This is a genomic window from Cytobacillus sp. BC1816, assembly GCF_051353635.1.
Classification (GTDB): domain Bacteria; phylum Bacillota; class Bacilli; order Bacillales; family Cytobacillaceae; genus Cytobacillus; species Cytobacillus oceanisediminis_C.
On sequence record NZ_CP195611.1, the window covers coordinates 5,225,320 to 5,250,608 of the forward strand.

The 25,289-nt window shown below is 44.5% G+C and carries 21 protein-coding genes; 6 read left to right on the forward strand and 15 right to left on the reverse strand.

Annotation, left to right across the window (positions count from 1 at the left end):
- Positions 1–149 precede the first annotated feature (149 nt).
- Positions 150–1,514: a YjiH family protein gene (locus tag ACR42H_RS26260; RefSeq protein WP_113882428.1), complete on the forward strand. Its 1,365-nt coding sequence runs from the start codon at positions 150–152 to the stop codon at positions 1,512–1,514.
- A 142-nt stretch (positions 1,515–1,656) separates the two neighbouring features.
- On the opposite strand, the gene ACR42H_RS26265 is transcribed toward ACR42H_RS26260, so the two are convergent.
- The 8 genes from ACR42H_RS26265 to ACR42H_RS26300 all read right to left on the reverse strand — a co-directional run bounded on the left by ACR42H_RS26265 (position 1,657) and on the right by ACR42H_RS26300 (position 9,363).
- Positions 1,657–2,118 carry a hypothetical protein gene (locus tag ACR42H_RS26265; RefSeq protein WP_113882429.1) on the reverse strand — a complete coding sequence of 154 codons (462 nt, stop codon included), beginning with the start codon at positions 2,116–2,118 and terminating at the stop codon, positions 1,657–1,659.
- Positions 2,119–2,135: 17 nt separating this feature from the next.
- Entirely contained in the window at positions 2,136–3,245 is a 1,110-nt protein-coding gene (locus tag ACR42H_RS26270; RefSeq protein WP_113882430.1) for a PRK06851 family protein, read from the reverse strand.
- Positions 3,246–3,518: 273 nt separating this feature from the next.
- A complete protein-coding gene (gene ybaK / locus ACR42H_RS26275; protein WP_113882432.1) occupies positions 3,519–3,995 on the reverse strand; it encodes a Cys-tRNA(Pro) deacylase in 477 nt (158 codons plus the stop codon).
- 111 nt (positions 3,996–4,106) lie between these two features.
- Complete coding sequence (locus tag ACR42H_RS26280; protein WP_113882433.1) at positions 4,107–5,768, reverse strand: glycoside hydrolase family 13 protein; 1,662 nt, start codon at positions 5,766–5,768, stop codon at positions 4,107–4,109.
- A 223-nt stretch (positions 5,769–5,991) separates the two neighbouring features.
- A complete protein-coding gene (locus ACR42H_RS26285) occupies positions 5,992–6,453 on the reverse strand; it encodes a hypothetical protein (protein WP_436374242.1) in 462 nt (153 codons plus the stop codon).
- A gap of 99 nt (positions 6,454–6,552) precedes the next feature.
- Positions 6,553–7,455, reverse strand: a complete 903-nt coding sequence (locus ACR42H_RS26290; protein WP_436374244.1) for an NAD(P)/FAD-dependent oxidoreductase — start codon at positions 7,453–7,455, stop codon at positions 6,553–6,555.
- A 109-nt stretch (positions 7,456–7,564) separates the two neighbouring features.
- Positions 7,565–8,167, reverse strand: coding sequence for a hypothetical protein (locus tag ACR42H_RS26295; RefSeq protein WP_113882436.1), 603 nt, complete (start codon positions 8,165–8,167; stop codon positions 7,565–7,567).
- 11 nt (positions 8,168–8,178) lie between these two features.
- A complete protein-coding gene (locus ACR42H_RS26300; RefSeq protein WP_113882520.1) occupies positions 8,179–9,363 on the reverse strand; it encodes a ParM/StbA family protein in 1,185 nt (394 codons plus the stop codon).
- Between the two features lie 467 nt (positions 9,364–9,830).
- On the opposite strand from ACR42H_RS26300, the gene ACR42H_RS26305 reads away from it, so the two are divergent.
- Both ACR42H_RS26305 and ACR42H_RS26310 read left to right on the forward strand, forming a co-directional pair.
- On the forward strand, positions 9,831–11,099 hold the full coding sequence (locus ACR42H_RS26305; protein WP_436374246.1) for a GGDEF domain-containing protein: 1,269 nt from the start codon (positions 9,831–9,833) through the stop codon (positions 11,097–11,099).
- Positions 11,100–11,334: 235 nt separating this feature from the next.
- On the forward strand, positions 11,335–12,828 hold the full coding sequence (locus tag ACR42H_RS26310; RefSeq protein ID WP_436374248.1) for a peptide MFS transporter: 1,494 nt from the start codon (positions 11,335–11,337) through the stop codon (positions 12,826–12,828).
- Positions 12,829–12,987: 159 nt separating this feature from the next.
- On the opposite strand, the gene ACR42H_RS26315 is transcribed toward ACR42H_RS26310, so the two are convergent.
- From ACR42H_RS26315 to ACR42H_RS26340, 6 genes are all read right to left on the reverse strand, one after another.
- Complete coding sequence (locus ACR42H_RS26315) at positions 12,988–13,488, reverse strand: cupin domain-containing protein (protein ID WP_436374250.1); 501 nt, start codon at positions 13,486–13,488, stop codon at positions 12,988–12,990.
- Between the two features lie 23 nt (positions 13,489–13,511).
- Entirely contained in the window at positions 13,512–14,357 is an 846-nt protein-coding gene (ypfJ, locus tag ACR42H_RS26320; protein ID WP_436374252.1) for a KPN_02809 family neutral zinc metallopeptidase, read from the reverse strand.
- A gap of 129 nt (positions 14,358–14,486) precedes the next feature.
- Positions 14,487–15,605: an NAD(P)/FAD-dependent oxidoreductase gene (locus ACR42H_RS26325; protein WP_436374254.1), complete on the reverse strand. Its 1,119-nt coding sequence runs from the start codon at positions 15,603–15,605 to the stop codon at positions 14,487–14,489.
- 344 nt (positions 15,606–15,949) lie between these two features.
- Positions 15,950–16,141 carry a hypothetical protein gene (locus ACR42H_RS26330; RefSeq protein ID WP_113882442.1) on the reverse strand — a complete coding sequence of 64 codons (192 nt, stop codon included), beginning with the start codon at positions 16,139–16,141 and terminating at the stop codon, positions 15,950–15,952.
- A 68-nt stretch (positions 16,142–16,209) separates the two neighbouring features.
- On the reverse strand, positions 16,210–17,187 hold the full coding sequence (locus ACR42H_RS26335) for an ornithine cyclodeaminase family protein (RefSeq protein WP_436374256.1): 978 nt from the start codon (positions 17,185–17,187) through the stop codon (positions 16,210–16,212).
- Positions 17,188–17,200: 13 nt separating this feature from the next.
- Entirely contained in the window at positions 17,201–18,535 is a 1,335-nt protein-coding gene (locus tag ACR42H_RS26340; protein ID WP_113882444.1) for an MFS transporter, read from the reverse strand.
- Positions 18,536–18,733: 198 nt separating this feature from the next.
- On the opposite strand from ACR42H_RS26340, the gene ACR42H_RS26345 reads away from it, so the two are divergent.
- On the forward strand, positions 18,734–19,906 hold the full coding sequence (locus ACR42H_RS26345) for an MFS transporter (RefSeq protein ID WP_436374258.1): 1,173 nt from the start codon (positions 18,734–18,736) through the stop codon (positions 19,904–19,906).
- Positions 19,907–19,941: 35 nt separating this feature from the next.
- Here ACR42H_RS26345 and ACR42H_RS26350 read toward each other — a convergent pair whose 3' ends face one another.
- A complete protein-coding gene (locus ACR42H_RS26350; protein ID WP_113882446.1) occupies positions 19,942–20,538 on the reverse strand; it encodes a class I SAM-dependent methyltransferase in 597 nt (198 codons plus the stop codon).
- Between the two features lie 252 nt (positions 20,539–20,790).
- Between ACR42H_RS26350 and ACR42H_RS26355 the strand changes: the two genes are divergently transcribed.
- Together ACR42H_RS26355 and ACR42H_RS26360 are read left to right on the forward strand one after the other, a co-directional pair.
- Positions 20,791–20,961 (forward strand): thioredoxin, encoded by a 171-nt coding sequence (locus ACR42H_RS26355; RefSeq protein WP_243856172.1) that lies wholly within the window; start codon positions 20,791–20,793, stop codon positions 20,959–20,961.
- 452 nt (positions 20,962–21,413) lie between these two features.
- Positions 21,414–25,154, forward strand: a complete 3,741-nt coding sequence (locus ACR42H_RS26360; RefSeq protein WP_436374261.1) for a S8 family serine peptidase — start codon at positions 21,414–21,416, stop codon at positions 25,152–25,154.
- The last annotated feature ends 135 nt before the right edge of the window (positions 25,155–25,289 follow it).

Here is a 25,289-nt window from a genome sequence, read left to right on the forward strand (position 1 = left end):
ATATTTTAACATAATATGGGAGCTTAAAAATATGTTTGTTTTAGAAGTTTAAAAAGAAGGGAAACAGTGGAATTTAAGAGAAAGGGTTGGCTTTTTCAGGGGTTATGAATTAAAATAACATTTGGTTTATAAATATAAGAAAAAGGTGAATGATATTGATTAATGCATCCAGAAAGAAGCATTCTTCTTCAGATCTAATAAAATTTCTCATACCTTCTTTAATTGGAATCAGCTTATTTATGGTTCCAATCAAATATCAGGGGGATATTACGATCCCCATCGCCATTTTTTCAGGCTGGATTCAAGACCTGCTGGCAGACTATCTTCCTGAAATTATGACCTTTATTATTGCCATCACTCTTTTGGGTACATTGCTGGCCAAATTCGCTAAGCCTGCTTTTATCGAAAAAAGCCCTTTTTTCAAAAACTTATTTGACGTTCCCTACATCTGGGCAGCAGCGAGATTTATAGGCGCTGTTTTTGCGGTTATTACCCTTTTTCAAATCGGTCCTGAACAGATCTGGTCTGAAAACACAGGCGGACTTCTCCTAAATGACCTTCTGCCGATCCTGTTTTCGGTCTTTTTATTTGCAGGGCTGTTCCTGCCTTTGCTATTGAACTTCGGATTGCTTGAGTTCTTTGGAGCGCTTTTAACGAAGATTATGCGTCCGGTATTTAAGCTTCCTGGAAGGTCATCAATTGACTGTGTGGCATCCTGGCTTGGCGACGGCACCATTGGTGTTCTTCTAACCAGCAAGCAGTATGAAGAAGGCTATTATACGAAAAGGGAAGCGGCCATAATTGGCACAACGTTTTCCGTCGTATCCATTACCTTCAGCCTTGTCGTTATTTCACAGGTGAATCTTGGGCATATGTTTGTGCCTTTTTACCTGACCATTACAGCAGCGGGATTCATTTGTGCCATTATCAGCCCTAGAATCTGGCCCCTGTCCAGAAAGCCTGATACGTATTATAACGGCCAGGAATCCGAACTTGATGAAAGCATCCCTGAAGGACACACACCAGCAAGCTGGGGACTGCAGCAGGGTGTTGCTAAAGCAAGCACAAATATGAGCTTGAAATCCTTCTTTCAGGATGGCGCGAAAAACATTCTGGATATGTGGATGGGTGTAGCCCCAATTGTCATGGCATTGGGAACATTGGCTTTGATTATTGCTGAATATACCCCTGTTTTCACCTATCTGGGAATGCCGTTCATTCCATTGCTTGAATTGATGCAGGTGCCGGAAGCAAAAGCCGCTTCAGAGACACTTGTTGTCGGATTTGCCGATATGTTCCTGCCATCCGTTATCGGGGCAAGCATCGAAAGCGAAATGACACGATTTGTTGTGGCTGCCGTATCTGTTACCCAGCTGATTTATATGTCAGAGGTGGGCGGACTTCTGCTTGGCTCTAAAATACCTGTAACCTTATGGGACCTGATCATTATCTTTATACAAAGAACACTGATTACCCTGCCGGTGATTGTGCTGGCTGCTCATATTCTTTTTTAAAAGGCTTTTTATCATGCCAATGCTGAAAGCTGATATGTTCTGGCCGATTAACAAGCAAAGCTGCATTTGGCTAAATCCGGGTAAATAGCGCTGACCCACAGATAAAAGAGGTATCCTTCGGGATACCTCTTTTTATTTATATTTAAAAACATTGGAAAGAACGAATTCTTCTCAAGTCTGTTCCATAATACGTCCAGCGCCAGTTTCTCCAGCGCCAGCCGGCTACAGACGTTCTGCCGACAAAGGTCGGATAGAACCAGAAGCTGTTTCCATTTTGCAGCCATACAAACGTATTGCGGAATAAGCAGCCTCTTATAGCACCAGGATCAACCGCAAACGTGCTTACCTGCTGCATCTGTGGTGTGAAGCCTGGCGGCGGCCCTGATGGCGGCCCATCCTGCCCTCCGGGGCCGCCGCCTCCTGGAGGTCCAAATCCTCCGCCGCCTCCTGGAGGCGGTCCTGGCGGGAATCCCGGAATATTAAACCCTCCGCCTGGAAATCCTGGAATGCTGAATCCTCCTCCTGATCCTCCGCCAGGAAAAATGCGTCCATGTTCATTCTGGTCATACATATATGGATAAAACGGATAATTTGTATAATCCATTGTGTGTGGTCTCCCTTCTATTCCCTTATTGAAACTTTCTCTGAAATCAGCAGCAGCTCACAACGGACCTTCTCTTTGATCCGATCAACCACTGTAAAGTCCATGGAGCTTACATAGATGTTTTCCAGCGTGTCCCGTTGGGTTTTTGCCCGTGCCAGATAGGATATGGCTTCGGTCATTTTATTTTTATAACGGGTGCTGATATCCTTTAGCTGTTCAGCGTAAATTTCATCTGTGCCTGAATTGATCGTAATTTCATACATGTCGACGATTTCATCCCCATCACGATCCGGAAAATATTCATGCGGTGCTGTGCTGTCAAAAATAGCGAGGCCCAGCTCGCGAACGATGATCATATCCAAGCTGTGCGGATCAAACCCGCAATGATAGATTTCAATATCAAATCCGCGGCTTTCAGCTTCTGCTGCCAGCTTCTTAAGCATCGTTGACTTGCCGGAACCCGGACGTCCTTTAATGAAGTACCTTTTTTGAATATCCTCCGTCAGATTCGGCACAAAATCCACCGCTCCAATCGGAGTTGCTGCCCCTAAATAACGATGTTTCACAGATGGGGTCTTATTCAATTTTGTATTTCCATAGAAAGAGGAGATCAGCTTCTTCGTCAATTCATCCGCCTTCTGGAAATTCATATTTTCTATATAGATCGTTTCCCATTCATCATGTATTCTCAGTGCTTCGGCAAATGTGTCATAGGCCGCTGCAAAGGAATTGCTGATCTGACCAGACAGTAAAGTGATTTCTTCTCTTTTCGCAGCCAACGCCCTTGAATCCCAAGCCTCTCCGAGATTAATATATTCCTCAACCGCACCGGGTGCTTTCGGCTCAATCACATGCGGCGCTGTTCCGTCGACAATGCCTGCCTTTAAAGAAGGAATGATTACGCCATCGATTGATTGACTGTCAGAAGAGCAATAAATGTATTCAAGGTCATAGCCCTTTTCGGACAGTTCCGCTCCGATTGCTTTCATCAGGGATGATTTGCCTGTACCTGGGCCGCCCTTTAAAATGAATAAGCGATCAAGCCCCTGCAGGTTCGACTCGAATAAATTGTGGAACCCCCGGGCCGTATTCCCGCCGGCGAAGTATTTTAATATTTTCCCAGCCACTCTCACACTTCCTTTCGAAATGCATTTTCACCTTACAGTATGCAAAGGGAGCAGAATGGGTGAAAGCCTATTTAGAAAAGTGGAGGCGCCTTGCCCACCCCCGACAAGCACAAGACGAGCCTCACGGAAAGGCGTTCTTTGCCTTTATGGGAGGATTGGCTTGTGACCTCGAGGGGGTAGGCGCTGGAGCTAGACAAATATCGACGCTCAAAATTTTATACTTTTTTCTTAAAAAAGAATGCCGAATCATGGTGATTCAGCACTCTACTTAAATTATTTAATTAAATCCGCAAGTTTAGCTCCGATTGCCTTCTGCAATTCTTCCGCTTTGAGCTCCATCTGCATGCCAATTTTGCCTCCGCTGACAATTATCAGATCTAGTTCCGCTGCCTTTGCATCAACGAAAGAGGGATACTGCTTTTTCATTCCGACCGGGGAGCAGCCGCCGCGGATATAGCCGGTCAGCTTCTGGATATCTTTGACCGGAATCATTTCCACTTTCTTTTCGCCGGCTGCTTTAGCGGCTTTTTTCAAATCAAGCTCTTCTGCCACAGGAATGATAAAAACATAGACCTGCTTGCTGTGGCCTTGAGCAACTAAAGTTTTATAGACAGCTTCAGGGTCTTTTTCAATCTTCGCTGCAACCGAAACCCCATCGATTTTGCCGTCCTGGTTGTCATATGTAATCAGTTCGTAATCCACTTTCTGAGCATCCAGCATACGCATCGCATTTGTTTTACTCTTTGCCATTGCCTGCGCCTCCATTGGTTATTTTTCTCATTTTAGCATTTTAGGATGATTTCAAAAAGGATCAGACATATTAAAAAACAGGACCCCTAAAAGGAATCCTGCCAACAAAGCTTATTTCAATCGATAAACACGGGCTTCATAAGGCTTAAGCGTAATTGAGTCCGTATCTTCATGCGTTTTAACCGGATAGTTATTCAATAAAAGCTGATCATTAGAAAGCTTAAATTCGGCTTCAAAAGATGCTTCCTCTGTTGAAAGATTCGTAATGACGACTACCTTGTCATCACCTGATGTGCGGGTATAGGCATAGATTTGCTTATCTTTTTCAAGAAGCAGATCGTATTGGCCATAGGTGAAGACTTCATTTTCTTTTTTCAATCGAATCATTCTTTTATAGAAAGAAAGGATGGATTCCTGGTCCTGCGATTGGACTTCCACATTGATTTCCTTATAGTTCGGGTTGACCTTCATCCATGGCTGTCCTGTTGAGAATCCTGCGTTGTCCCTGGATGACCACTGCATAGGCGTACGGCTGTTATCGCGGGAAGAGGCCCAGATAATATCCATGATTTCCTGATGGGACATGCCTTCCTCTTTTTTTAGGCGGTACAGGTTTTTCACGGCTACGTCATCATAATCGTCAATGGATGGGAATTGGACATTGGTCATGCCGATTTCCTGTCCCTGATAAATAAATGGCGTTCCCTGCATCAGGAAGTACATGGCACCCATGGATGTCGCGCTCTGGTGCCAGTATTCCTCATCATTTCCCCATGTTGAAACGACACGAGGCTTATCATGATTTTCGATAAATAAAGCGTTCCAGCCATCCGCTTCCAGGCCTTTCTGCCAGCGGGTAAGAACTTTTTTCAGTTCGACAATATCAACCTCAGGATTAGTTTCTGCATCCCAAAGGCCAAGGTGTTCAAATTGAAAAATCATATCCATTTTACCCTGTTCCTCACCGACCCAAAGATTGGCTTCATCCACGGTAACACCGTTTGCTTCGCCCACTGTCATCACATCATAGTTCGCATATGTGCGATCTTTAAATTCCTTTAAAAACTCGTGAATGCCTTCCTGGTTCATATGCATATCGAAAGAGGAAACATACTTTTGTTTCTTCGGGTTCGGCATATCAGGCAGGCCGGCACGCTTTTTGATATGGCTGATGGCATCAATCCGGAAACCGTCGATTCCCTTATCCAGCCACCAGTTCACCGTATCATATAAAGCATCACGGACTTCTTTGTTTTCCCAGTTTAAATCAGGCTGCTTGGTAGAAAAAACGTGCAGGAAATACTGTTCAGTTTTCTCATCATATTCCCATGCCGGCCCGCCGAAAATGCTTTCCCAGTTATTCGGTTCCTTGCCATTCTTTCCGTCTCTCCAAATGTACCAGTCCCTCTTGGGGTTCTCCTTGGATGAACGGGATTCGATGAACCATTGATGTTCGTCACTTGTATGGTTCAAGACAAGATCAAGAATCAGCTTCATATCGCGCTTATGGACTTCATCCATCAGCTGATTGAAATCCTCCATGGAGCCGAAATCTTCCATGATATCCTGGTAATCTGAAATATCATAGCCATTATCGTCATTAGGGGACTTGTACATTGGGCAAATCCAGACGACATCGATCCCCAGCCCTTTAATATAATCAAGCCGCTGAATGATTCCCTGAAGATCGCCAATTCCATCTCCGTTTGAATCCTGGAAACTGCGCGGATAAATTTGATATCCTACGGCTTCTTTCCACCAAACCTTCTTCATATTAACACCCTCAATTTATATAAATTTCTTTTTCAATCATCGTGGTGCGCAAACGTTTGCATTAAGCGGTATAAAAAAAAGCTGCCTGCTATTTAGCATTTGCATACTACTACAGTAAGTGTAACGCTTACAATTGGATTTTTCAATACCCTTTTTCATGACAAAATCCCACTAACTACATTTAGAAGCCGCAGCATTTTGGACTGCGGCTTCTCCTATATTGTCAGGCTGGCTCCACTTGAAGCTGATCCCGGTATGGTTTTAACGAATGATAGATGATTTTCTGCATGAAGGCTTTATCCATATCCGGAAGCAGTTTTTCTGCAAATCCCCATGCATTCTCTTCAATTTTTAATGCTGTAAGGCATCGTTCCTGCTCTGTTATGCAGGAATCAAGATAATTGGCCAATTCCTCCAGCTCTGTATCTTCAGCATGACCAAGCTCATGAGCAAACACAACAGTGAAATAATCCAAAAAGCGATCAGCAGAAGAAAAGAGCTGCTGGCATTGTCTCATAATCTCTTCCATATAAAGCGTTACGGTATGTGTTCCCATGCTGTACTTTCCGCCAGCTATACGATTTCCCGGAAAATGACTCTCTAATTTAATCTCTGCCAGACTCCCCGATCTCTCCAGTAACTCCCGAACAACTAGATCCAAGCTTTCTTTCTTCAATGCATACACCTTTCTCTATTTAATAGCTTATAGGCTATTATATGAGAAAAGAGTACAGAAATAAACCAAATATTTACCCATTAAATTTTATATTCAAACCAATTCAGGTTAATTTTTGTCCTGCATCAGCGATTTATGAATCCAAATGGCAGCCTGAGAACCCTCCCCCATTGCGATGGTCACTTGTTCCGAATGGGCTGCCACATCGCCTGCTGCCCAAACATTTTTGACACTTGTCATTTTTGAGCGGGGATCTGTCAGGATATGCTTATTTTCAAGGCGCTCTGCTCCGAGCTGCTTCGCCAGGTCGGATTTTACTTCGTTTCCTCCAAAGGCGATAAAACCTCTATCACCTGTGATTTTTTTACCGTTTTCAAGCTGTACACCGCTGAATTTTTCGTCCTCTGCGAGTACCTTACATATAGATTCTTCAAGGTATTCAATCTTTTTTTCTTTTAATTTCCCCAATAATTTCTGATCTGCCGGCTTTTTTTCATGGTTGATAAAAACAAGATCATTTGTCCAATAAGACAATGTTAATGCCATATTGGCGCCGGCATTTCCAGAGCCGAGCACAATGGTGCGTTTATCTTTCACCTCATATCCGTCGCAGTCAGGACAGACATAGACAGAAATGCCGAGACAAGGCATTAATTCGGGGAAGGTCGGTATCCGGTCCATAATACCAGTTGCAAGTAAAATTCGTTTGCCCATATATTTATTGCCTTTTTGGGATGAAACCTCAAATCCTCCATCTCTTTTTTCTGCCCTTTCCACTTTTTCATAAATAAACTCCACTCCAAGGCTTTCTGCGTGCTGTTTTCCAATTTCCCGGAGTTCAGGGCCGCTCACGCCATCCGGATAGCCTAAGATATTATGATAGCTTTTGCATATCGTGGAGCGCCCATCATTGGAATCAAGCACCAGCACCTTATGTTTATATCTCCCCAGCTGAATGGCAGCCTGCAGTCCCGCCATTCCTCCTCCAACAATCAGGCAATCATAATTCAATTGAAATTCCTCCTTTTCGTTCCAAGATACGCTATAGATGTAAATTACCCAGAAAACCCTTTTCTAAATACAAAAAAGGAGAGTTTCATCACTGAAACTCTCCCCAATCTCATTTATTCATATGTGCAAGAAAGCCGCCAAGAAGAGTATCCAGGTCTTCTTCACTTTCCTCTTCAGTTTCACCTTCTGCATTTTCTTGCTCTTCCTGTTTGGCTTTTTCCCAATCAAAGTCAAGCAAATCATCTTCAATATCGGTCATATCAGCTTCAGAAAGATCGTCTTCTTCTAAAGCTGCAGCTGCCGAATCATACTGACCCACTGAATGTCCCGGCTCCTCCTGCAGATAAAGAGCTTCATCAATATCAGAAGATCGGCTGTTCAAAGAAGCCAGCAGAGATGTTGCCCGCACGGGATCCGTAATCAGCTGGTAAAGGATGCTGCCGAGCAATGCTTCTGAGTGCTCATGCTTTAGCCAGTCGCGCTGGATTTTGCTTAACCCCTTGGGAAGGGGAATGGTAATGGTTTCCCGGTCTTTTGATTGAGAGCTGCTGACTCCCTGCATCACAAACTCTGCAATTTTACTCGAAAAATTCCTTTTTTCGGTTTCCTTGAGCTTTTGCAGATGCTTCAAAATATGATCAGGTGTGTCAGATGGCACCCGAAAGGATACGGATTGTCCTCTCTTAATTTCAGAAGAGGAAGCTTTACTCATGAAAAATCACCCTAGTTGGCTTTAACAGGTTTTTTATCCTGGTCTGCCTTATCTTTATTCGTTGTTCTTCTAGAAAAATCTGATATCAGCTTGTAATAAGCATTGGCCATCATCCAGATGCTTTCTTTTTCATCCTCGAAGAAGTCAATGTTATAGCCATCCAGATTGTTATTTAATGTTTTCAGATAATCTTTTAGAACAATAGATCCGCCGCCGACAAAGTAGCAGATTTCCGTCTGGGAGTTTTTCTGCCAAACATTGCGGAGAAGGCGGTACTGCTTCTTAGCCAGATCTAGCAGAATTCGGTCTGTAATATCATGTACGCTTGTCCGGCTTCCTTTTACCATAATATGATTGCGATCATTCTTTTTCGTGATGATTTCGACGACATCCCTGCGGCTGTCGAGCTCAACGCCATGTTTCGAACGAATCTCCTCACGGATGGATTCTAGAGCTTCAGATACCCCAAGGTTGAAACCCTGCGCTTTATCATCATCAACATTGCGGTTTTTAATGACAGCAATATCCGTTGATAATCCGCCAATATCCTGGATTAAAATACGCTTATCAATTAAATCTTTATTAATGATGTTTAAGTTGTTATCCATTACAAGGTTGATATAAGCAGCAAATCCTTCAGGATAGACCTTCACTTCATCAAACTTGATATTTACTTTTTGCCCCTGGTATTTCGGAGTCACAAGGAACTCAACCTGATGGACAGAGCCCAGCAATTTGGAACGGTAGCCCGCATCCTTGCCTTCCTTTACTTCACGGAGAGGAAGTCCTGTTCCCAGTGTGTAGTTGGCATCAATTACATTCCCGGACTTTTTAAAGCCTGTGGAGCCGTCTTTCTGCATAGCATCCAATGCCAAAGCAGAGAATAGCATGACTAATGTCTGGTCTTCTTCGGATTTGCTGCTGCCTGGATCCAATTCAGTAGCGTTATCGCTTTTGGTTGCCAGGTGTCCCACACGATAAATCGCATTGTTTTCTTTCAGGGCAGGGGAGTGGACTCTGATATGTATGCCTTCAAGCGGATTTTTGCTGTCAAGTTCTTCAATCCCGATAACAGGTCGGTCCTCAACATCTCTCGCAATCACATTCGGTATATTTAATTCTGAATCCAGTTTTCCAAAGATTGCTTTAATAGAATCGTTTCCTACGTCAACTGCTGCAATTCTTGAATTCGTCAAATCATTCAATCCTTTCATTCTCCATAATATAGAGCTGTTGTTTTAAGAGTAATTCAGATTGAGAGATTAATCAATGTAAGGAAATAAAAAGTAATCAAAGCGTAAAGACGTAAACAAATTGTAAACTTATACCTACATTGTATACACTTTCCGTATACATGTAAACATTATCGCACACATCCTTATATACCAACATGTACACTTATTTGTATACTTGTTTACATTTTTGAATACATTCGTAAACAAATTTGCATACATGTATTCATTTTTGTTTACAATCAAATTCATTTGGTGTTTTTCATGAAATTTGATAGGTTAAGAGATAAAGTAATATCCTGTTTGTCTCTAGCAAAAATGAAGTGAAATAAATAATATTAAAAAATTTAGAAAATATATTAAATTTGTCTACTTTCTAGAAAAAAGTTCCTTTAAAATAGAGGTATAACAAGGCAAAGGAGTACAGAAAGATGCAAGGCTCCAGAATATTTATGGTTTCGCTTTTTATTGTTTCACTTTTCACAGCATTGATCTCGGACGGGATCATCGTCGAGAGCTCTTCATATATACAAGCACTCTTCATATACTTGCTGTTTTCCTGCTTGTATCACCATTTGCGGATTATCAGCAGAAACGGGAATACGTCCATTGATTATGGAATTAATTACAGTCTCTCCATTGGGCTTTTCACAGGGCCTCTAGGTTTATTAATATTTGAAGTCATCTATCGTTTTAGCGTTTATTTTTATAAGAAACAAACAAAAACAGATGATCCTGATGAATTTTTCCATACGTTTTATAACATTGGCTCCTTTGTGATGAGCAACTCTATCGCGTTCTATTTATTCAATCTGCTGTATCCCCTCTTTCAGGATGCGGCATTCGGCTTTTGGATAGTGATGCTGATGCTGATTACCGTAACATCCATGCTTTCAGACATTTTCCTGATTACCGTGTTTAAATTGACAGGAGACATTAAATCAACGCAGGAAGCGATTGATTTTATCAAAACAAGAAGTGTACTGGATATGGGGAAGATTGCCTTTACTAATGGTCTTTTGCTGTTATTTCTTAATGAAGGAAAATGGGAGATGCTTATAAGTCTGTTTATACTTAATTATCTTGTCAGCCGTTCCTTTCTGTCGAAATCACAGATGCTGCAGAATAAACTCGAACGCGACAAATTTGAACAGATGGCTTATACCGATTTCCTTACTGGTGTTTTTAACCGTGCCTATATGGATAAAAAAATGACGGAACTTAATCATTCGATGGAATACATCGGGATTGTAGTGGCAGATATCGACAAGTTCAAAAGGATAAATGACAGCTATAACCACGCCGTGGGCGATCAGGCAATCAGGCACTTTGCTGATTCATTGAAGAGCTATCTCTCCAAAGATGATTACTTGTTCAGAAGCGGCGGAGAGGAATTTACAATAATCATGAGATTCAAGTCATATGAAGAATGCGTAAATTTAACTCAGAAAATACGCAAAGGCATTGAAAACAGCACATTTCATGCCGATTTTAAAGAGCAGCCCATTTCGCTTTCCTACACGGCATCCTTTGGACTTTTTTATTATAAAGTGAACGAGCTCCTTTCTATCGAAAAAGCTTATGTTTACGCAGACCAGCTCCTTCTGCAGTCCAAGGACATGGGAAAAAACAGGCTATCCTGCAGGGAAGAATCAATTCATCAGCATAGTCCTAAAGAAGCAGTACTTTCAAACGCATAAGAATATTTGCAGCCGCCGCCGGTTTGAGCGGCTTTTTTTATGGGAATAACACCTTTGTTATTCAGATAAGTTTCAATAATTTTATTATTCTGAAAAAATGTTCTTTTGTTTAAATGTCGGGAAAAATCTATTTATTCAGCCTAAAAAGTCAATAATAACCATCGTTACATAAAATTTTTTTTGACAATTAGGAACTATGAAAGATATTATAGAATAGCTAAAAGGAGGATGAAACATGTCAGATTTTAATAGGCAGAAAATTGTTGAAAGTGTGCCTCAAAAAGGTTTCTTTGGACATCCTAAAGGCTTGTTCACACTTTTCTTCACTGAATTTTGGGAGCGCTTTTCTTATTATGGAATGAGAGCGATCCTTGTATTCTATATGTATTATGAAGTTTCAAAAGGCGGTTTAGGCCTGGATGAGCCGACAGCTTTAGCAATCATGTCCATTTATGGATCTTTGGTGTATATGTCAGGAATCATCGGCGGATGGATGGCCGACAGATTGCTCGGAACCTCCAGAGCTGTATTCTATGGCGGAATTTTAATCATGCTCGGCCATATTGCCCTTTCTATTCCTGGCAGCCTGGCTATGTTCTTTGTTTCCATGGTGCTGATTGTATTAGGTACTGGATTATTGAAGCCAAATGTATCAAGTGTGGTTGGGGATATTTACAGCCCTGAAGATAACCGCCGTGATGCCGGTTTCAGTATTTTCTATATGGGTATCAACCTTGGCGGATTCCTTGCGCCTTTAATTGTCGGAACAGTTGGAATGGATTATAATTTCCACCTGGGATTCGCTATCGCTGCCGTTGGTATGTTCTTTGGCTTACTAGTGTTTGTTTTTACGAAAAAGAAAAACCTTGGATTAGCAGGAACTTATGTATCTAATCCATTATCAGCAAATGAAAAAAGTAAGGTTTATACAAGAATTGGCCTTGGTGCTGCTGTTGTTGCCATTTTAGTGGCAGTCGGCATCCCAACTGGTCTTTTAACATTTGATTCGTTTATTGCCCTTGTTGGTGTTCTTGGTATTGGTCTTCCGATCATTTACTTTACTGTGATGTATCGCAGCCCGAAAACAACAGAAGTGGAACGTTCACGCATTATTGCTTATATTCCATTGTTCATTGCATCTGTTATGTTCTGGGCTATACAGGAGCAGGGTTCAACGATTCTTGCGAATTATGCGGACAAGCGTACCCAGCTTGACTTTATGGGACTTGATATTTCACCGGCATGGTTCCAGTCTCTTAACCCATTGTTCATCATTTTCTTTGCGCCAGTATTTGCCTGGCTATGGGTGAAGCTTGGCGACCGCCAGCCTTCAGTGCCGCAGAAGTTCTCCCTGGGTCTATTATTCGCCGGTTTATCTTTCCTTGTGATTCTGCTGCCGGCATACCTTGGCGGAACAGATTCTCTTGTAAGTCCATTATGGCTGGTTCTTAGCTACTTTATTGTTGTTCTTGGTGAGCTTTGCTTATCTCCAGTCGGACTTTCAGCCACTACAAAACTAGCGCCTGCTGCTTTCTCCGCGCAAACGATGAGCCTTTGGTTTCTATCTAACGCGGCCGCTCAGGCAATCAATGCACAGATTGTTAAGTTCTATTCACCAGAAACAGAAATGACTTATTTCGGTGTAATTGGTGCAGCAGCGATCGTGCTATCCATTATCCTATTCATGTTGAGTCCTAAGATTCAAGGATATATGAAGGGTGTACGTTAATAGAAAAGCGAAAGCCAGAAGAGTGTATGCTCTTCTGGCTTTTTTTGTGCAGCTTACTTCATGGATTAGTATCTCCTTGGCCGGTAAATTTGTCAGTTTGGCCGGTATTTCTGCGGTCATGGCTGGTATCTCTTTAATATCAGCCGGTAACAGCAGTCTTCATTCTTTCCACTCCGTAAGCATCGGCCCTTTATCACCATAGACAGGATCAGTCTGCGGAACAGGGACATTTTTTATTTCTGCCAGCGCTTGTACACGGTCTGATGGGTCCTTTTTCTTCATATTCGGGCTTGTTCCGCCGGGATAGGCACCCACTACTTTGAAGTCCGGACTGCTTTCTGCATTCTTATGTCCTGTTCCTGCCGGGAGGAGAATGACATCACCCTGATGGAGCTCAAGGCGCTCGCCATGGTCACCGCCGATGAGGACGGTGGCATATCCTGCTTTGACACCCAGTACTTCATGAGTATTGCTGTGATAATGGTGGTAATCATACACCCCGCCCGTCCAGCTGCCGGTCCATTGATGTCTGTTAAAAGCCGCCTCTATTTCATCAGGCCGCTCCTTAAAAACAGCCTTGTAGATGATAACAGAAAGGTCCGGATTGTTGGGTATTTGTCCATTATCCGCCAGCTGGATTGTTTGAATTTGGCTTTCCATGTGAACCGCTCCTTTCGAATTGATCATTTACTCTGTTTAAACGTGTCTCCGCCTTTGATGGTCCCGTTTTGGAATCCTTTGTAGAACCATGACTTTCTTTGTTCTGACGTTCCATGAGTAAAGCTTTCAGGCACCACATAGCCCTGCGCCCGTTTTTGAAGGGTGTCGTCCCCTACTGCCGTTGCAGCATTCAGGGCTTCTTCCAGATCACCTTCCTCTAAATATCCCATTCCCTGGGCATGGTGGGCCCAAACGCCTGAATAATAGTCGGCCTGCAACTCAAATCGGACCAGATACTGATTAAACTTTTCTTCGCTCATTCTCTGGCGGAGCGGCATGATTTCCTCAGTCGTTCCAAGCAGTGTCTGCACATGGTGCCCCACCTCATGGGCTATAACATAGGCCATGGCAAAATCGCCAGGAGCCTGGAACTTCCTTTGCAGTTCTTCGTAAAAGCTTAAATCAATATACAATTTTTGGTCACCCGGACAGTAGAAAGGCCCGACAGACGAGGACGCTGCCCCGCATGCAGACTGTACGCTGCCTGAGTATAAAACAAGGGTCGGCTCCTTATATTGCAATCCCTGTTCTTCGAATATATCCGTCCAGACTTCTTCTGTATCCGCCAGCACAACTGATACAAAATCAGCAAGCTCTTTTTCCTGTTCTGATTCTTCATATGGCACAGCTGTACCAGAGTCCGTTCCGGTCATATTGCCTAAAAGCTCGCCGGGATCACCACCGAGGAAGGTAAATAACAATACAATAATAATTCCGCCGAGGCCGCCGCCGATCAGGGTTTTCCCCCCTCCGCCCATGCCTCTCCGGTCTTCAACATTTGAACTCGCTCTTCTGCCTTTCCACTTCATGTTTCAGCCTCCTAATGAAACGCCTTTTATCATTCATTTGATTAGTGTATACCCGAAATGAATGGATTTATTAACTTAGCAGAAGTAAAAATAGGTGCCTGCTTCAAACAGGCACCTTTTTAACTCTTATTATTTTTGTATCGCGCCAGCCGGATCATAGAGACTCAGGTCAATATCCACCTCTTGCCCGAGAGCAAGCTTGGCCAGCTGGGCACCCAGAAACGGCCCTGCAGTCAGTCCAGAGGCTCCAAGTCCATTTGATATGTATAGACCCTCTATGCCCGGAATTCGGCCGATGATAGGCAAGAAACCGGGTGTATAGGGACGGTAGCCCACACGTGCTTCTGTGAACGTTCCATCCGACAATCCAGGGGCTATTGCTAAAGCTTTCTCAAAAATTTCATTCAGGCCGCCAGCTGTCACTCTTAAATCGTAGCCCTTATCATCTTCATGGGTGGCACCAACGACGATGCGGCCGCCTTCAAAAGCCAGAATGTATTGATTGTTTGGCGGTATAACAACCGGCCATTTGCCCGTATCCTCCCCTTCAAGCTGAAGATGGACAATCTGCGCTTTTTGCGGCTTCACATCCAATTGAATACCAAGCGGCTTTAAAAGCTCACCAGCCCACGCTCCAGCTGCTGCAATGACACTAACTGCTTCATATTGGTTTCCGCCGGCCTTTACGGCCGTGACCCTATCTCCTTGGCACAAAAGTTCAGCAGAGCCATGAACCAATACAGCACCATGTTTTTCAGCCGCCCGCAGCAGGGCGTCCCTTAGTTCCCGGCCGTTAACGCGCGCCGCACCGCTTACATGAACCGAGGCATATTCCTTCGATAGTGGCGGAAAAAGCTCCAATGTCTGATCTGGGGATAATGGTGTAATCTCTCCCATTTCAGGTGCATCGCCACGCCTTTTTACCGCACGTTCTTCTATTTTTTCAAGCTTTCCAGGATCGGTATGAAGGCTGACGGCTCCTACTTTTTGATAGCCGGTCCTCGTCTCTCCGTCCTTTTCAAGCTCCCGTATAAGTGCTTGATAGTAGGCCGCTCCCCCTTTGGCCAGCGCGTACCAAGCCTTATTTCGCCGCTGTGACAGCCAGGGGCAGATAATTCCTGCCGCTGCGTCTGTTGCCTGCCCCGGGTCTTTGCGGTCGATAACGGTGACATATGCACCTGCCTTAGCCAAATGGTAGGCTGCAGAGGCCCCCAGTATTCCTGCACCGATGATGATATGACTTTTCATAATGACTCCTTTTTGCGAACATGTTTGCCACTTATTTTACAAGAGATGAGGAAAGGGTTCAATTTTGCTCCTTGTCAGCTAGTTTGACTTATTTTCACGGTAATGGTGCAGGAAAGCTGGTATGGCGCAAAGTGACCGATAAAATGAAAATCTGACCGATATCCTTGACTTAGTGACCGATAAAATGAAAATCCGACCGATATCCTTGACTTAGTGACCGATAAAATGAAAATCCGGCTGATATCCCCCTCGCACCAGCCTTATGCAGCCGCTTTTCCTGGCCCAATACCCCAATGCATACAAAAAAACTGCATGACAGGCACAAAACCCATCATGCAGCTTCATTAAAATGGCTTATTCGGTTCATAGGTCGGCTGCTGGTTTTGTGCCTGATACTGCTGGCTTTTGGCTGCCGCATCCTGGACGTTTTCTTCAAGAGCAAATTCAGTGTCCATTCCTTTTTTGAATTGGTCCGCCTGGTTTTGGGCGGCTACGATCTGCTGTTCTTCTGTTACTTTATTCGGCTGCTTTGGCATCCATATCTCTCCTTTATTTTAGAAGTATAGCTATAGATTTTCCAAAGCTCCAGGCACTATTCACCTTTTTACAGGTCCACCTTAGTTCCGACGCCTTCAAGAATTGCTTTTTCATAAACGGCTGCAGCTACAGCGAGGTCAAAGTAGGCAATGCCGACTGATTTAAAAAGGGTAATCTCTTCATCGTTTTCTCTGCCTGCGATCACTCCGGCTGATAATTGTCCGAGTTCGCCGTGAAGGTCCGAGAAGCTCCAGATGCCTTCTCTGGCAGGAACAATAAAATCACCCGCTTCATCGTTGACCCCTTCCAAGGTATCTGCGACGATTTTAGAGCTTCGCAGCAGTGTTTCTGCGTCGACTTCCTGCATATTCGGAAGATAGGAGCCTACCCCGTTAATATGCGTACCCGGCCGGAGGGCCTTGCCTGAGAACACAGGCTTTTCCGAGCGGGTGCTGCAGATAACAATATCCGCCCGGGAAACAGCTTCATCTGCATTTTCCAAGATGGTCACCGGACCGTTGAATTCATGAAATTTCCCAGAAAACTCTTGTGCCTTTGCAGCCGTCCGGTTGTACAGTAAAATTTCCTCTATTTCACGGACCTCCAAAACGGCCTGCAGCTGCTCTTCAGCCATTGCCCCGCACCCGATCACGGCCACAGACCTTGACGATTTTTTTGCCAGATGCTTAGTGGCAATGCCGCTCACGGCCCCGGTCCGGAGCCTTGTCAGGTAAGAGGCATTCATGCATGCGAGGTGTTCTCCATTATCCGTATCGCTCAGCAAAATGACTCCTTGAGTCGTTTTTTTGCCGAGCGCGGGGTTCTCCGGAAAAATGGTGACCACCTTCACAGCCGTTTTGCCAATTGGCGTCATGGCACTCGGCATATAAAGGGCAGATGCCTGTTTCTCCGGAAAGTCCAGGACGGTTCTATGGGGATTCTGGATTTTCCCCTCCAGATGATGTATCAGGGCATTTTCCAGATCTTTAATGGCTGATCCCATCGTATAGATGGATTTGATTTCTTTTTCAGATAATAAAAGCATAAAATCTACCTTTCTAAGCTTTTTGGCCGGTTTGTCCGAAGCCTGTATGGAGTGAATCATCTCCTGGCAGATCAGAATCAAGGTCCTGATTGCTTCGGTCACGGACGGATGCAATCGCAATTAAAGAGATGGCGGCTGCAAGCATGATATATAACGCTACAGGAACATAGGAATTGTCATACGCATTCAGCAGGGCAGTTGCAACGAGAGGAGCGGTTCCTCCTGCCAGAGCAGCCCCTATTTGATAGCCCAGTGTGATGCCGGTATAGCGGACATTCGACTTAAATATTTCAGAAAACATCGTCCCAAGGACAGCGGTGATTGGAGCCCAAATGATGCCAAGCCCCAATATGGTAGCCACAACCAGCAGAACCGCCGAACCCTGATGAAGCAGCCAGAAGTATGGAAAGGCGTAAAGCATCATAAGGACCGTTCCGCCTACATATAGCTTTTTCCGGCCAATTTTGTCAGACAGTCTTCCCATGATCGGGATTAGTATTGTAGTAATAATCGTTGCAATCGTAACGGCGCTCAGGGTAACGGTGCGCGAGAACCCGAGCTGTGTTGTCGCATAGGAAACAATAAAGGTTCCGAAAATATAAAATGGCGCTGTCTCCACCACTTTTGCGCCGACCGCAATCAATACTTCCTTCCAATGGCTGCGCATCGTTTCCACAAACGGAATCTTGGCAATTTCACCTTTCTCCTTGGCCTTTTTAAAGGATGGTGTTTCATCAATCCCTTTGCGGATCCATAAGCCAAAAAAGACAAGCAGGGAACTTAGAATGAACGGCACACGCCATCCCCATGATAAAAAGGCTTCCTCAGGCAATAAAGTCATGATGGATAAGGCAAGCGTTCCAAGGAGCATTCCGATAGTGACACCCATTTGCGGAATGCTACCAAAAAAGCCGCGCCGATTCTTTGGGGCATACTCAACAGCAAGCAGAAGCGCTCCGCCCCATTCTCCTCCGAGGCCAATACCTTGTATTAAGCGTAAAATTATCAGCAGGATCGGTGCAGCCGCGCCAATATTGTCGTAGGTAGGCAAAAAGCCCATGAGGACTGTTGCACCGCCCATAAGGGACAGTGTGAGGACAAGGGTCTTCTTTCTGCCGATTTTATCGCCAATGTGGCTGAAAATAACCCCGCCAAGCGGGCGGATGAAGAAAGCAAGTGCGAAAGATGCATATGCCAGCATTAAACCGACAGCCGGGTCATCACTATGAAAAAACATTTGATTAAATACAAGTGCAGCAACCGTCCCGTACAAAAAGTAATCAAACCATTCGATGGAACTTCCGATCAGGCTTGCGATCAGCACTTTCTTTTCTAATTTCTTTTCCATTTCATTTCCCCCTCTCTTGACTGTAAAAATGTACAAGTTCATCATAGTTTATATTATTTTGATATTTCAATATATTTTTAAAATTGGCTAATAAATAGAACTTATTTACCTGCCTAGCCCCTAAGGTGAAAGTATGGGAATGTTTTTGTTATAATCATAATACTTAGATGGAATTTGATCTTAACTGGAGTGAACACGTTGAATACAAAAAAAGCACTGCCTCTTTTATTCGCAGTTATGTTTCTTGTTATGGTGGGGTTTGGAATCATCATACCTGTCATCCCCTTTTATGCGGAAGAATTAGGGGCCTCACCCACTGAACTGGGCCTATTAATGGCCGTTTATTCGTTGATGCAGCTGCTGTTTGCGCCTATGTGGGGGCGCATTTCCGATAAAATCGGACGCAAACCGGTCATAATGATCGGCATCTTTGGCCTTGGCCTGTCTTTTTTCATGATGGCCTTATCCACTGAGCTTTGGATGCTGTTTGCTGCCAGAATCATCGGCGGCTTCCTGTCATCTGCCAATATGCCGACTGTCATGGCCTATGTAGCGGATATTACATCAGAAGAAGACCGCGGAAAAGGGATGGGGATCATTGGAGCTGCAGTTGGCTTAGGATTTATTTTTGGGCCGGCAATCGGGGGCATCTTTTCCCGGGAAAGTTTGAACATTCCTTTCTACGCCGCAGGAACATCTTCGTTTATCACATTTTTCCTTGTCATGCTTGTGCTGAAGGAATCCCTTTCACCAGAGCAGCGCAGCCAGGGAACTGCTAAGCGTCCAGGACTTTTAACAGCTTTAAGCGGAAACACTGGAATTTTGTTTATCCTTCAGCTGTTTGTTTCGCTGTCACTGGCAGGTCTGGAAGCAACCTTCGCGTATTTTGCTGCTGAAAAAGCTGGCCTTGGGACCGTGGAGCTTGGCTATATCTTTATGATCATGGGGTTTGGAGGCGCCCTTGTACAGGGCGGTTTAGTAGGAAGAATGACGAAAAAGTACGGAGAAGGGGCAGTGATTCAGCTGGGGGTCATCATATCTGCCATTGGCTTTGGACTTATCCTCCTGGTTGACAGTTTTACCACAGCAGCGATTTTCTTAACAGTTTTCGGCATCGGAAACGGGTTTATCCGCCCGAGCGTATCTTCCCTGCTGACAAAGACATCTCAGACAGGACACGGCAGCACGACTGGCCTGCTGTCATCATTTGACTCTCTTGGACGTATTATCGGGCCCCCGCTTGGCGGTTGGCTTTTTACAATGAGTATAGGCGCCCCGTACATCTCGGGAATCCTGCTTTCCGGATTGGCATTCGTGTTGTATCGTGTTTATTCTGCCAAGGTAAACAGAACTCAATCAATTACATCTTAAAAATAGGTAAAGGAGGCCGCTTATGCCTCCTTTTTCTATTTCTGCAATATAGCCTGAATCACATGTCCCGTACCTGTATGGCCTTTTCCTTCCACTCTCTCCTGTTCGCCATAAAAGAAATGAAGGACTTTATAGCTCTTAATCCATTGGAGAAGATCTGCGGGATCATAAACCATATCAACACTTTTAGGCCCGCCTGTTCCATAGCGGAGCTGATCCTCTGAATAGACTTCAAGCATGACGATTCCACCCGGCTTTACAACGGAAACCAGCTTATCAAAAACAGTCTTTTGGTCTTTTTTCAGAAAATGGCCGAAAACCATAATCGAAGCATCATACTCCCCTGAGGGCACAGGATCATGAATAAGATCCTTCTGTCCTGTTTCTATTCTGACATGATGGCGTTCAGCCAGCTGCTGTGTTTTAATTAAGCCGCTTTGTGTATAATCCCATGCAGTTACCTCATGCCCCTTTCTTGCAAGGAAAACAGCATTCCGGCCCTCACCCTCAGCCAAAGCAGCAACTCGCGTGTGCCCTTCAAGCCGCCACGCCTGCTCTCTGATAAATTCATTGGGCTCATCGCCATATAAATATCCTTCTGCGGAGAACTTTTCCTCCCATAGATTTGCCAATATAACCACTCCTTCCTGATAAGGTATTCTAGAAGTGGTTATGGAAATCCTATTGTATAATGGAAAAAATGCCGGCAGGAGAGGATGATGACGATGAAAGAGCTGACGAAGATGGAAGAGGTGCACCAGTTTATTCAGAGCGCTGAGCTAGGCCTGATATATGTGCTGACTGACGGCTGAAGCGTCTGTCATGGTCTGCTTCCTCAGGTTGAGGAAGTGTTGGAAGATTATCCCCGTATAGAAGCACGATTTGTGAATGCAGGAAAGGTCACTGAGATAGCCGGGTTCCTCATGGCTTTTACAGTGCCCGTGATTGCTTTATATCTGGATGGAAGAGAAGTTCTAAGGGAGGCTCGGTTCATACCGGTCGAGAAGCTTCGTGATGATTTGAAGAAGATTTATGAGGGTGTTTTTGATGTATAAAGCAAGGACTGACGGTGCTTTTCCGCCAGTCCTTTTTGACTAATCAGCTGATTGTTTAAAAAATCAGCCTTGCATAAGCACAAGAATTCGAATGTTAAAATTAATAGATTTGCAGTAAATTAGAATATTATTTTCTTTCCCTATTAAATAACCCCAAATTTTATTGTCATAAATACCTACAAACACTCCCAATCATCCATCATTTTATTAAAACCTAATTCTTTTTACCCGGTTTTAACACTTAAACCGCCTTTGAATTTCCCCAATTAACAGAATGTTCTTTCTTCTCTATACTTTTCATTAGAAGGTCCTTACAAACTATGAATCAAGTATTTAAGGAGGTTGGTCCTTGATTAATTAAAGCAGTTAATAGGGGTGATTTCCCAGCTGCTTTAAAAGTGAATTACTATACTGATTTGAAGAGGAGAATGGGCACGATGGGAGATTTCAGGTTGAAAAAGTATTTAACAGCTGCCATGGCTGCTGCTATGCTGGCCGTTCCGCCCCTGCAGGCTTCGGCTGATGATTCAGGAAAAGGAATTCTAAAAGGGGCAGATGGCAAAGCGGCCATAACCGATCTGCAAGGGATGAATGCAAAAGCCAGTAAAGGCAAGCATGTCATCACCCTTATTACAGGTGATGTCGTAACCGTAACTGAATTTGCAGATGGAAAGAATATCATTCATGTTGAACCAGCGGATCCTTCCGCAAGTGGAGCACGTATTTTGACAGCCAACAAGGAAACGTATGTCATTCCTGATCAGGCTATGCCATATCTGGCTTCCGGATTTTTAGACCAGGACCTGTTCAATATTACGGCTTTAATTAAAGATGGCTATGATGACGAGAATCAAAAGGAATTACCGGTCATCATTCAATATTCCGAATCCAAAGGCCGTTCAGCTGATGCTCCTCCAGCCCCAAAAGGCTCAAAGAAAACCCATGTGCTTGAAAGCATAGATAGTGTAGCAGTCTCAGCTGATAAGAAAGAAACAAAGGAATTCTGGAAAGAAGTGACTAAAGCAAACAAAACTTCTAAGAAGTCTAAAGCTGTACTGGCTCCAGGCATTGAAAAAATCTGGCTGGATGGCCGTGTCGAAGCTTCTCTTGAACAAAGTGTCCCTCAGATCGGAGCCCCTTCAGCTTGGGAATCCGGCTATGATGGAACAGGCGTAAAGGTGGCTGTTCTTGATACCGGAATTGATTCAGAGCATCCGGACATTGCAGGCCAATTGGATGAGGCAGTGAGCTTCGTTCCAGGTGAAGAAGTGACCGATATGCATGCACATGGGACACATGTGGCTTCTACAGTGCTTGGCACAGGTGAAGCCTCCGAAGGACGGAATCAGGGTGTGGCTCCCGGCTCACGCCTCCTTGTAGGAAAAGTCCTGAGTAATGAAGGTTTTGGCCAGGATTCATGGATTATAGATGGAATGGAGTGGGCTGCTGAAAACGCCAAAATCGTCAATATGAGCCTGGGCAGTTCTGAACCAAGCGATGGAACGGACCCAATGGCTCAAGCGGTGAACAATCTTAGTAAAGAAACCGGCTCCTTGTTTGTTATTGCTGCCGGGAACACTGGCAGTGAAGGAATCGGATCACCAGGAGCTGCTGACGAAGCTCTTACTGTTGGCGCCGTGGACAGGTCCGACAATCTTGCCTGGTTCTCGTCTAAAGGGCCTAGCTTTGGAAGCTCAGGATTAAAGCCTGACCTTACTGCTCCTGGAGTTGGAATCATGGCTGCGCGTTCTCAATATACGAACCAGGGAAGCGGCTCTTACATGAGCATGGATGGCACATCAATGGCAACACCTCATGTTGCTGGAGCTGCAGCCCTTCTCTCCCAGCGCCACCCTGACTGGACCGGAGGACAGCTTAAAGAAGCTCTGATGAGCACCACAAAGAAGCTGGAGGACATTAAGCCTTTTGAAGGCGGAACTGGTCGTCTTGATGCTGAAGCTGCAGTGCTTGGCAATATAAGGGCAACTGGGTCCCTCGATTTTGGCTTCTATGACTGGCCTCATGAGAATGATGTTCCGGCTGAGAAGACCATTACGTATACAAACGATAGCAGCCAGGATGTGACATTGGATCTGTCAGTATCGATAAAGGATGGCCATGACACCGATGCTCCTGCCGGAATGGTAAAACTTTCATCAGAAAAAGTGACTATTCCAGCTAATGGAAGTGCCGAGGTTACAGTTACACTCGACCCAAATAACAGTGACTTTGGTACCCGTTATCAGGGCCATATCAGTGCTGCAGCAGAGGGTCAAAAAATTATCCATACTGTATTAGGCATGATTAAAGAAGATGAAAGGTATCCCCTTACCATAAAGGCAGTTGATCGGGATGGGGAAGCTGCCTCAGCATACTTTTACCTGTTGGGCCCAACTGGCGATCCTCAGTTCATGTCAGTGGAAGGTACGAAGGAGCTGCGGCTGCCGAAAGGAACGTATTCCGTTATGTCCATGATGGACGTTGATGCGGATACAGATCATGCAGGTGTCGCACTTGTCGGCGACCCGGAAATTAACATGGATGGCCCTCAGACAGTTATGCTGGATGCCCGCAAGGCAAACGAAATTACTGTGGATGTTCCAAAAGAGACAGAAGCAAATTACCGGAAACTGGAATATTACCGAAGCATTAATGGAAACCAGGTGAATGACATTTACATTATGCCGGCAGTCGTGGATAAAATGTATGCTGCCCCAACAGAGAAAGTAAAAGATGGCGAATTCACACAAGCTACGCGCTGGCGCCTGGCAGAGCCAATGCTGACAATCAGTTACAAAGGAAAGGAATTGGATGATATCCCGCAGGCTGGAAGCACTCTCCTGAATGGGAAGTTTAATTTGAATGCTGTCTATGCCGGAAATGGATCTCCAGCGGATTATGAAAAGCTGGATGTAAAGGGAAAAGCCGCAATTGTGCAGCGCAGTGATGCATTAACAGGATCAGAACGTGCTGCAGCAGCGTTAGCAGCAGGAGCACAACTATTGATTACCGTTAATGATGGACCTCAGGAGCTTAGTGAATGGGTAGGAATAGAAAATGAAGATTTTTCACTTTCCAACAGCCCTCTACCGGTTGCTGGTATCAGCAGCACTGAAGGCAAAGAGCTGATCGCAGCTGCCAAGTCTGGAAAATTGACTTTAAAAGTCGAGGGTACACCTGACTCGGATTACTTATATGACCTGGTGGACATGCATCATCAGGCAGTGCCTAAAGAGGTAAACTATTCTCCGAAAACGAAGGACCTTGTTAAAATCAACTCTGAATATAAATCAGACCGTCCTGCTCCGGGTGCTGAGTTCCGGTATGATATTTTGGCGCACAGCTTTGCCGGAGTAGGCTTCCTGCAGACCCTGTCACTTCCGTCTGTCAGAACAGAGTGGGTATCGGCACAAAAAGGCACATCATGGTACCACCAGGCTGGTGTTCTTGATGCCCAGTGGGAAGTAAGACAGCCAAAAGTGGATTACAAACCGGGTCAAACGTTGAATGAAGAGTGGTTTTCACCAGTCGTCCGTCCTCGTTTTGGTGATGGTTTCTGGGCTCCATACCGTTCAGGCAATAATTTGATATTAAATGTTCCTGCCTGGGCTGACTCAGGACCTGGACATACGGGAGCTGAGATGAATTACCCTGGCGATCAAACATTAAAGCTATATCAAGGGAATAAGCTGGTTAAAGAAGGAAAGGGCCAGGCACTCTACTTATTTAATGAATTTCCGCAAGAGAAAACCCAGTACAAACTAGTAAGTGATGCTGCCCGTGATGCAGATCGCTGGAACACATCAATCCGTACACATACGGAGTGGAAATTCTGGTCACAGAAGCAAGCAGAATTCCAGACTGCTCTTCCGCTGATTTCTCTTGATTATAAAGTGGATACTGACATGTCAGGCACCTCCACAGCCGGAAAAAAGATTAAGCTTGATTTATCAGCTGTTCAAATAGCCGATGCTCCGGAAAACGGCAGAATAAAAGGAGCCAGCCTGCAAGTGTCTTTTGATGAAGGAAAGACATGGGAAGCTGCAAAGTTAGTTTCCATGGGCAATGGCTGGTCTGCTGAAATCAAGCATCCAAATAAGAAGGGAAGCTCTGTCTCCCTGCGTGCCAGTGCATGGGATGATGCTGGCAATCGTGTAAATCAGGAGATTATCAAGGCTTATGGATTAAAATAATGAAAAAATGATGAAGCTTTGTTAAGCAGCGGATTGCGTACAGAGAAGGTGTGAACCAGGCATCCAATGCCTGGTTCACTTTTTTAATAGATTAATTAACCGTCTAACTTCCCAACACTCTAGAGCAGCTTTTGG

What these genes read in the sequence shown, in the direction of transcription:
- ACR42H_RS26260 (WP_113882428.1), top strand. Translation starts at nt 150, where the DNA reads ATGATATTGATTAATGCATCCAGAAAGAAGCATTCTTCTTCAGATCTA.
- ACR42H_RS26265 (WP_113882429.1), bottom strand. Translation starts at nt 2,118, where the DNA reads ATGGATTATACAAATTATCCGTTTTATCCATATATGTATGACCAGAAT.
- ybaK (WP_113882432.1), bottom strand. Translation starts at nt 3,995, where the DNA reads ATGGCAAAGAGTAAAACAAATGCGATGCGTATGCTGGATGCTCAGAAA.
- ACR42H_RS26280 (WP_113882433.1), bottom strand. Translation starts at nt 5,768, where the DNA reads ATGAAGAAGGTTTGGTGGAAAGAAGCCGTAGGATATCAAATTTATCCG.
- ACR42H_RS26295 (WP_113882436.1), bottom strand. Translation starts at nt 8,167, where the DNA reads ATGAGTAAAGCTTCCTCTTCTGAAATTAAGAGAGGACAATCCGTATCC.
- ACR42H_RS26305 (WP_436374246.1), top strand. Translation starts at nt 9,831, where the DNA reads ATGCAAGGCTCCAGAATATTTATGGTTTCGCTTTTTATTGTTTCACTT.
- ACR42H_RS26310 (WP_436374248.1), top strand. Translation starts at nt 11,335, where the DNA reads ATGTCAGATTTTAATAGGCAGAAAATTGTTGAAAGTGTGCCTCAAAAA.
- ACR42H_RS26315 (WP_436374250.1), bottom strand. Translation starts at nt 13,488, where the DNA reads ATGGAAAGCCAAATTCAAACAATCCAGCTGGCGGATAATGGACAAATA.
- ypfJ (WP_436374252.1), bottom strand. Translation starts at nt 14,357, where the DNA reads ATGAAGTGGAAAGGCAGAAGAGCGAGTTCAAATGTTGAAGACCGGAGA.
- ACR42H_RS26325 (WP_436374254.1), bottom strand. Translation starts at nt 15,605, where the DNA reads ATGAAAAGTCATATCATCATCGGTGCAGGAATACTGGGGGCCTCTGCA.
- ACR42H_RS26330 (WP_113882442.1), bottom strand. Translation starts at nt 16,141, where the DNA reads ATGCCAAAGCAGCCGAATAAAGTAACAGAAGAACAGCAGATCGTAGCC.
- ACR42H_RS26335 (WP_436374256.1), bottom strand. Translation starts at nt 17,187, where the DNA reads ATGCTTTTATTATCTGAAAAAGAAATCAAATCCATCTATACGATGGGA.
- ACR42H_RS26340 (WP_113882444.1), bottom strand. Translation starts at nt 18,535, where the DNA reads ATGGAAAAGAAATTAGAAAAGAAAGTGCTGATCGCAAGCCTGATCGGA.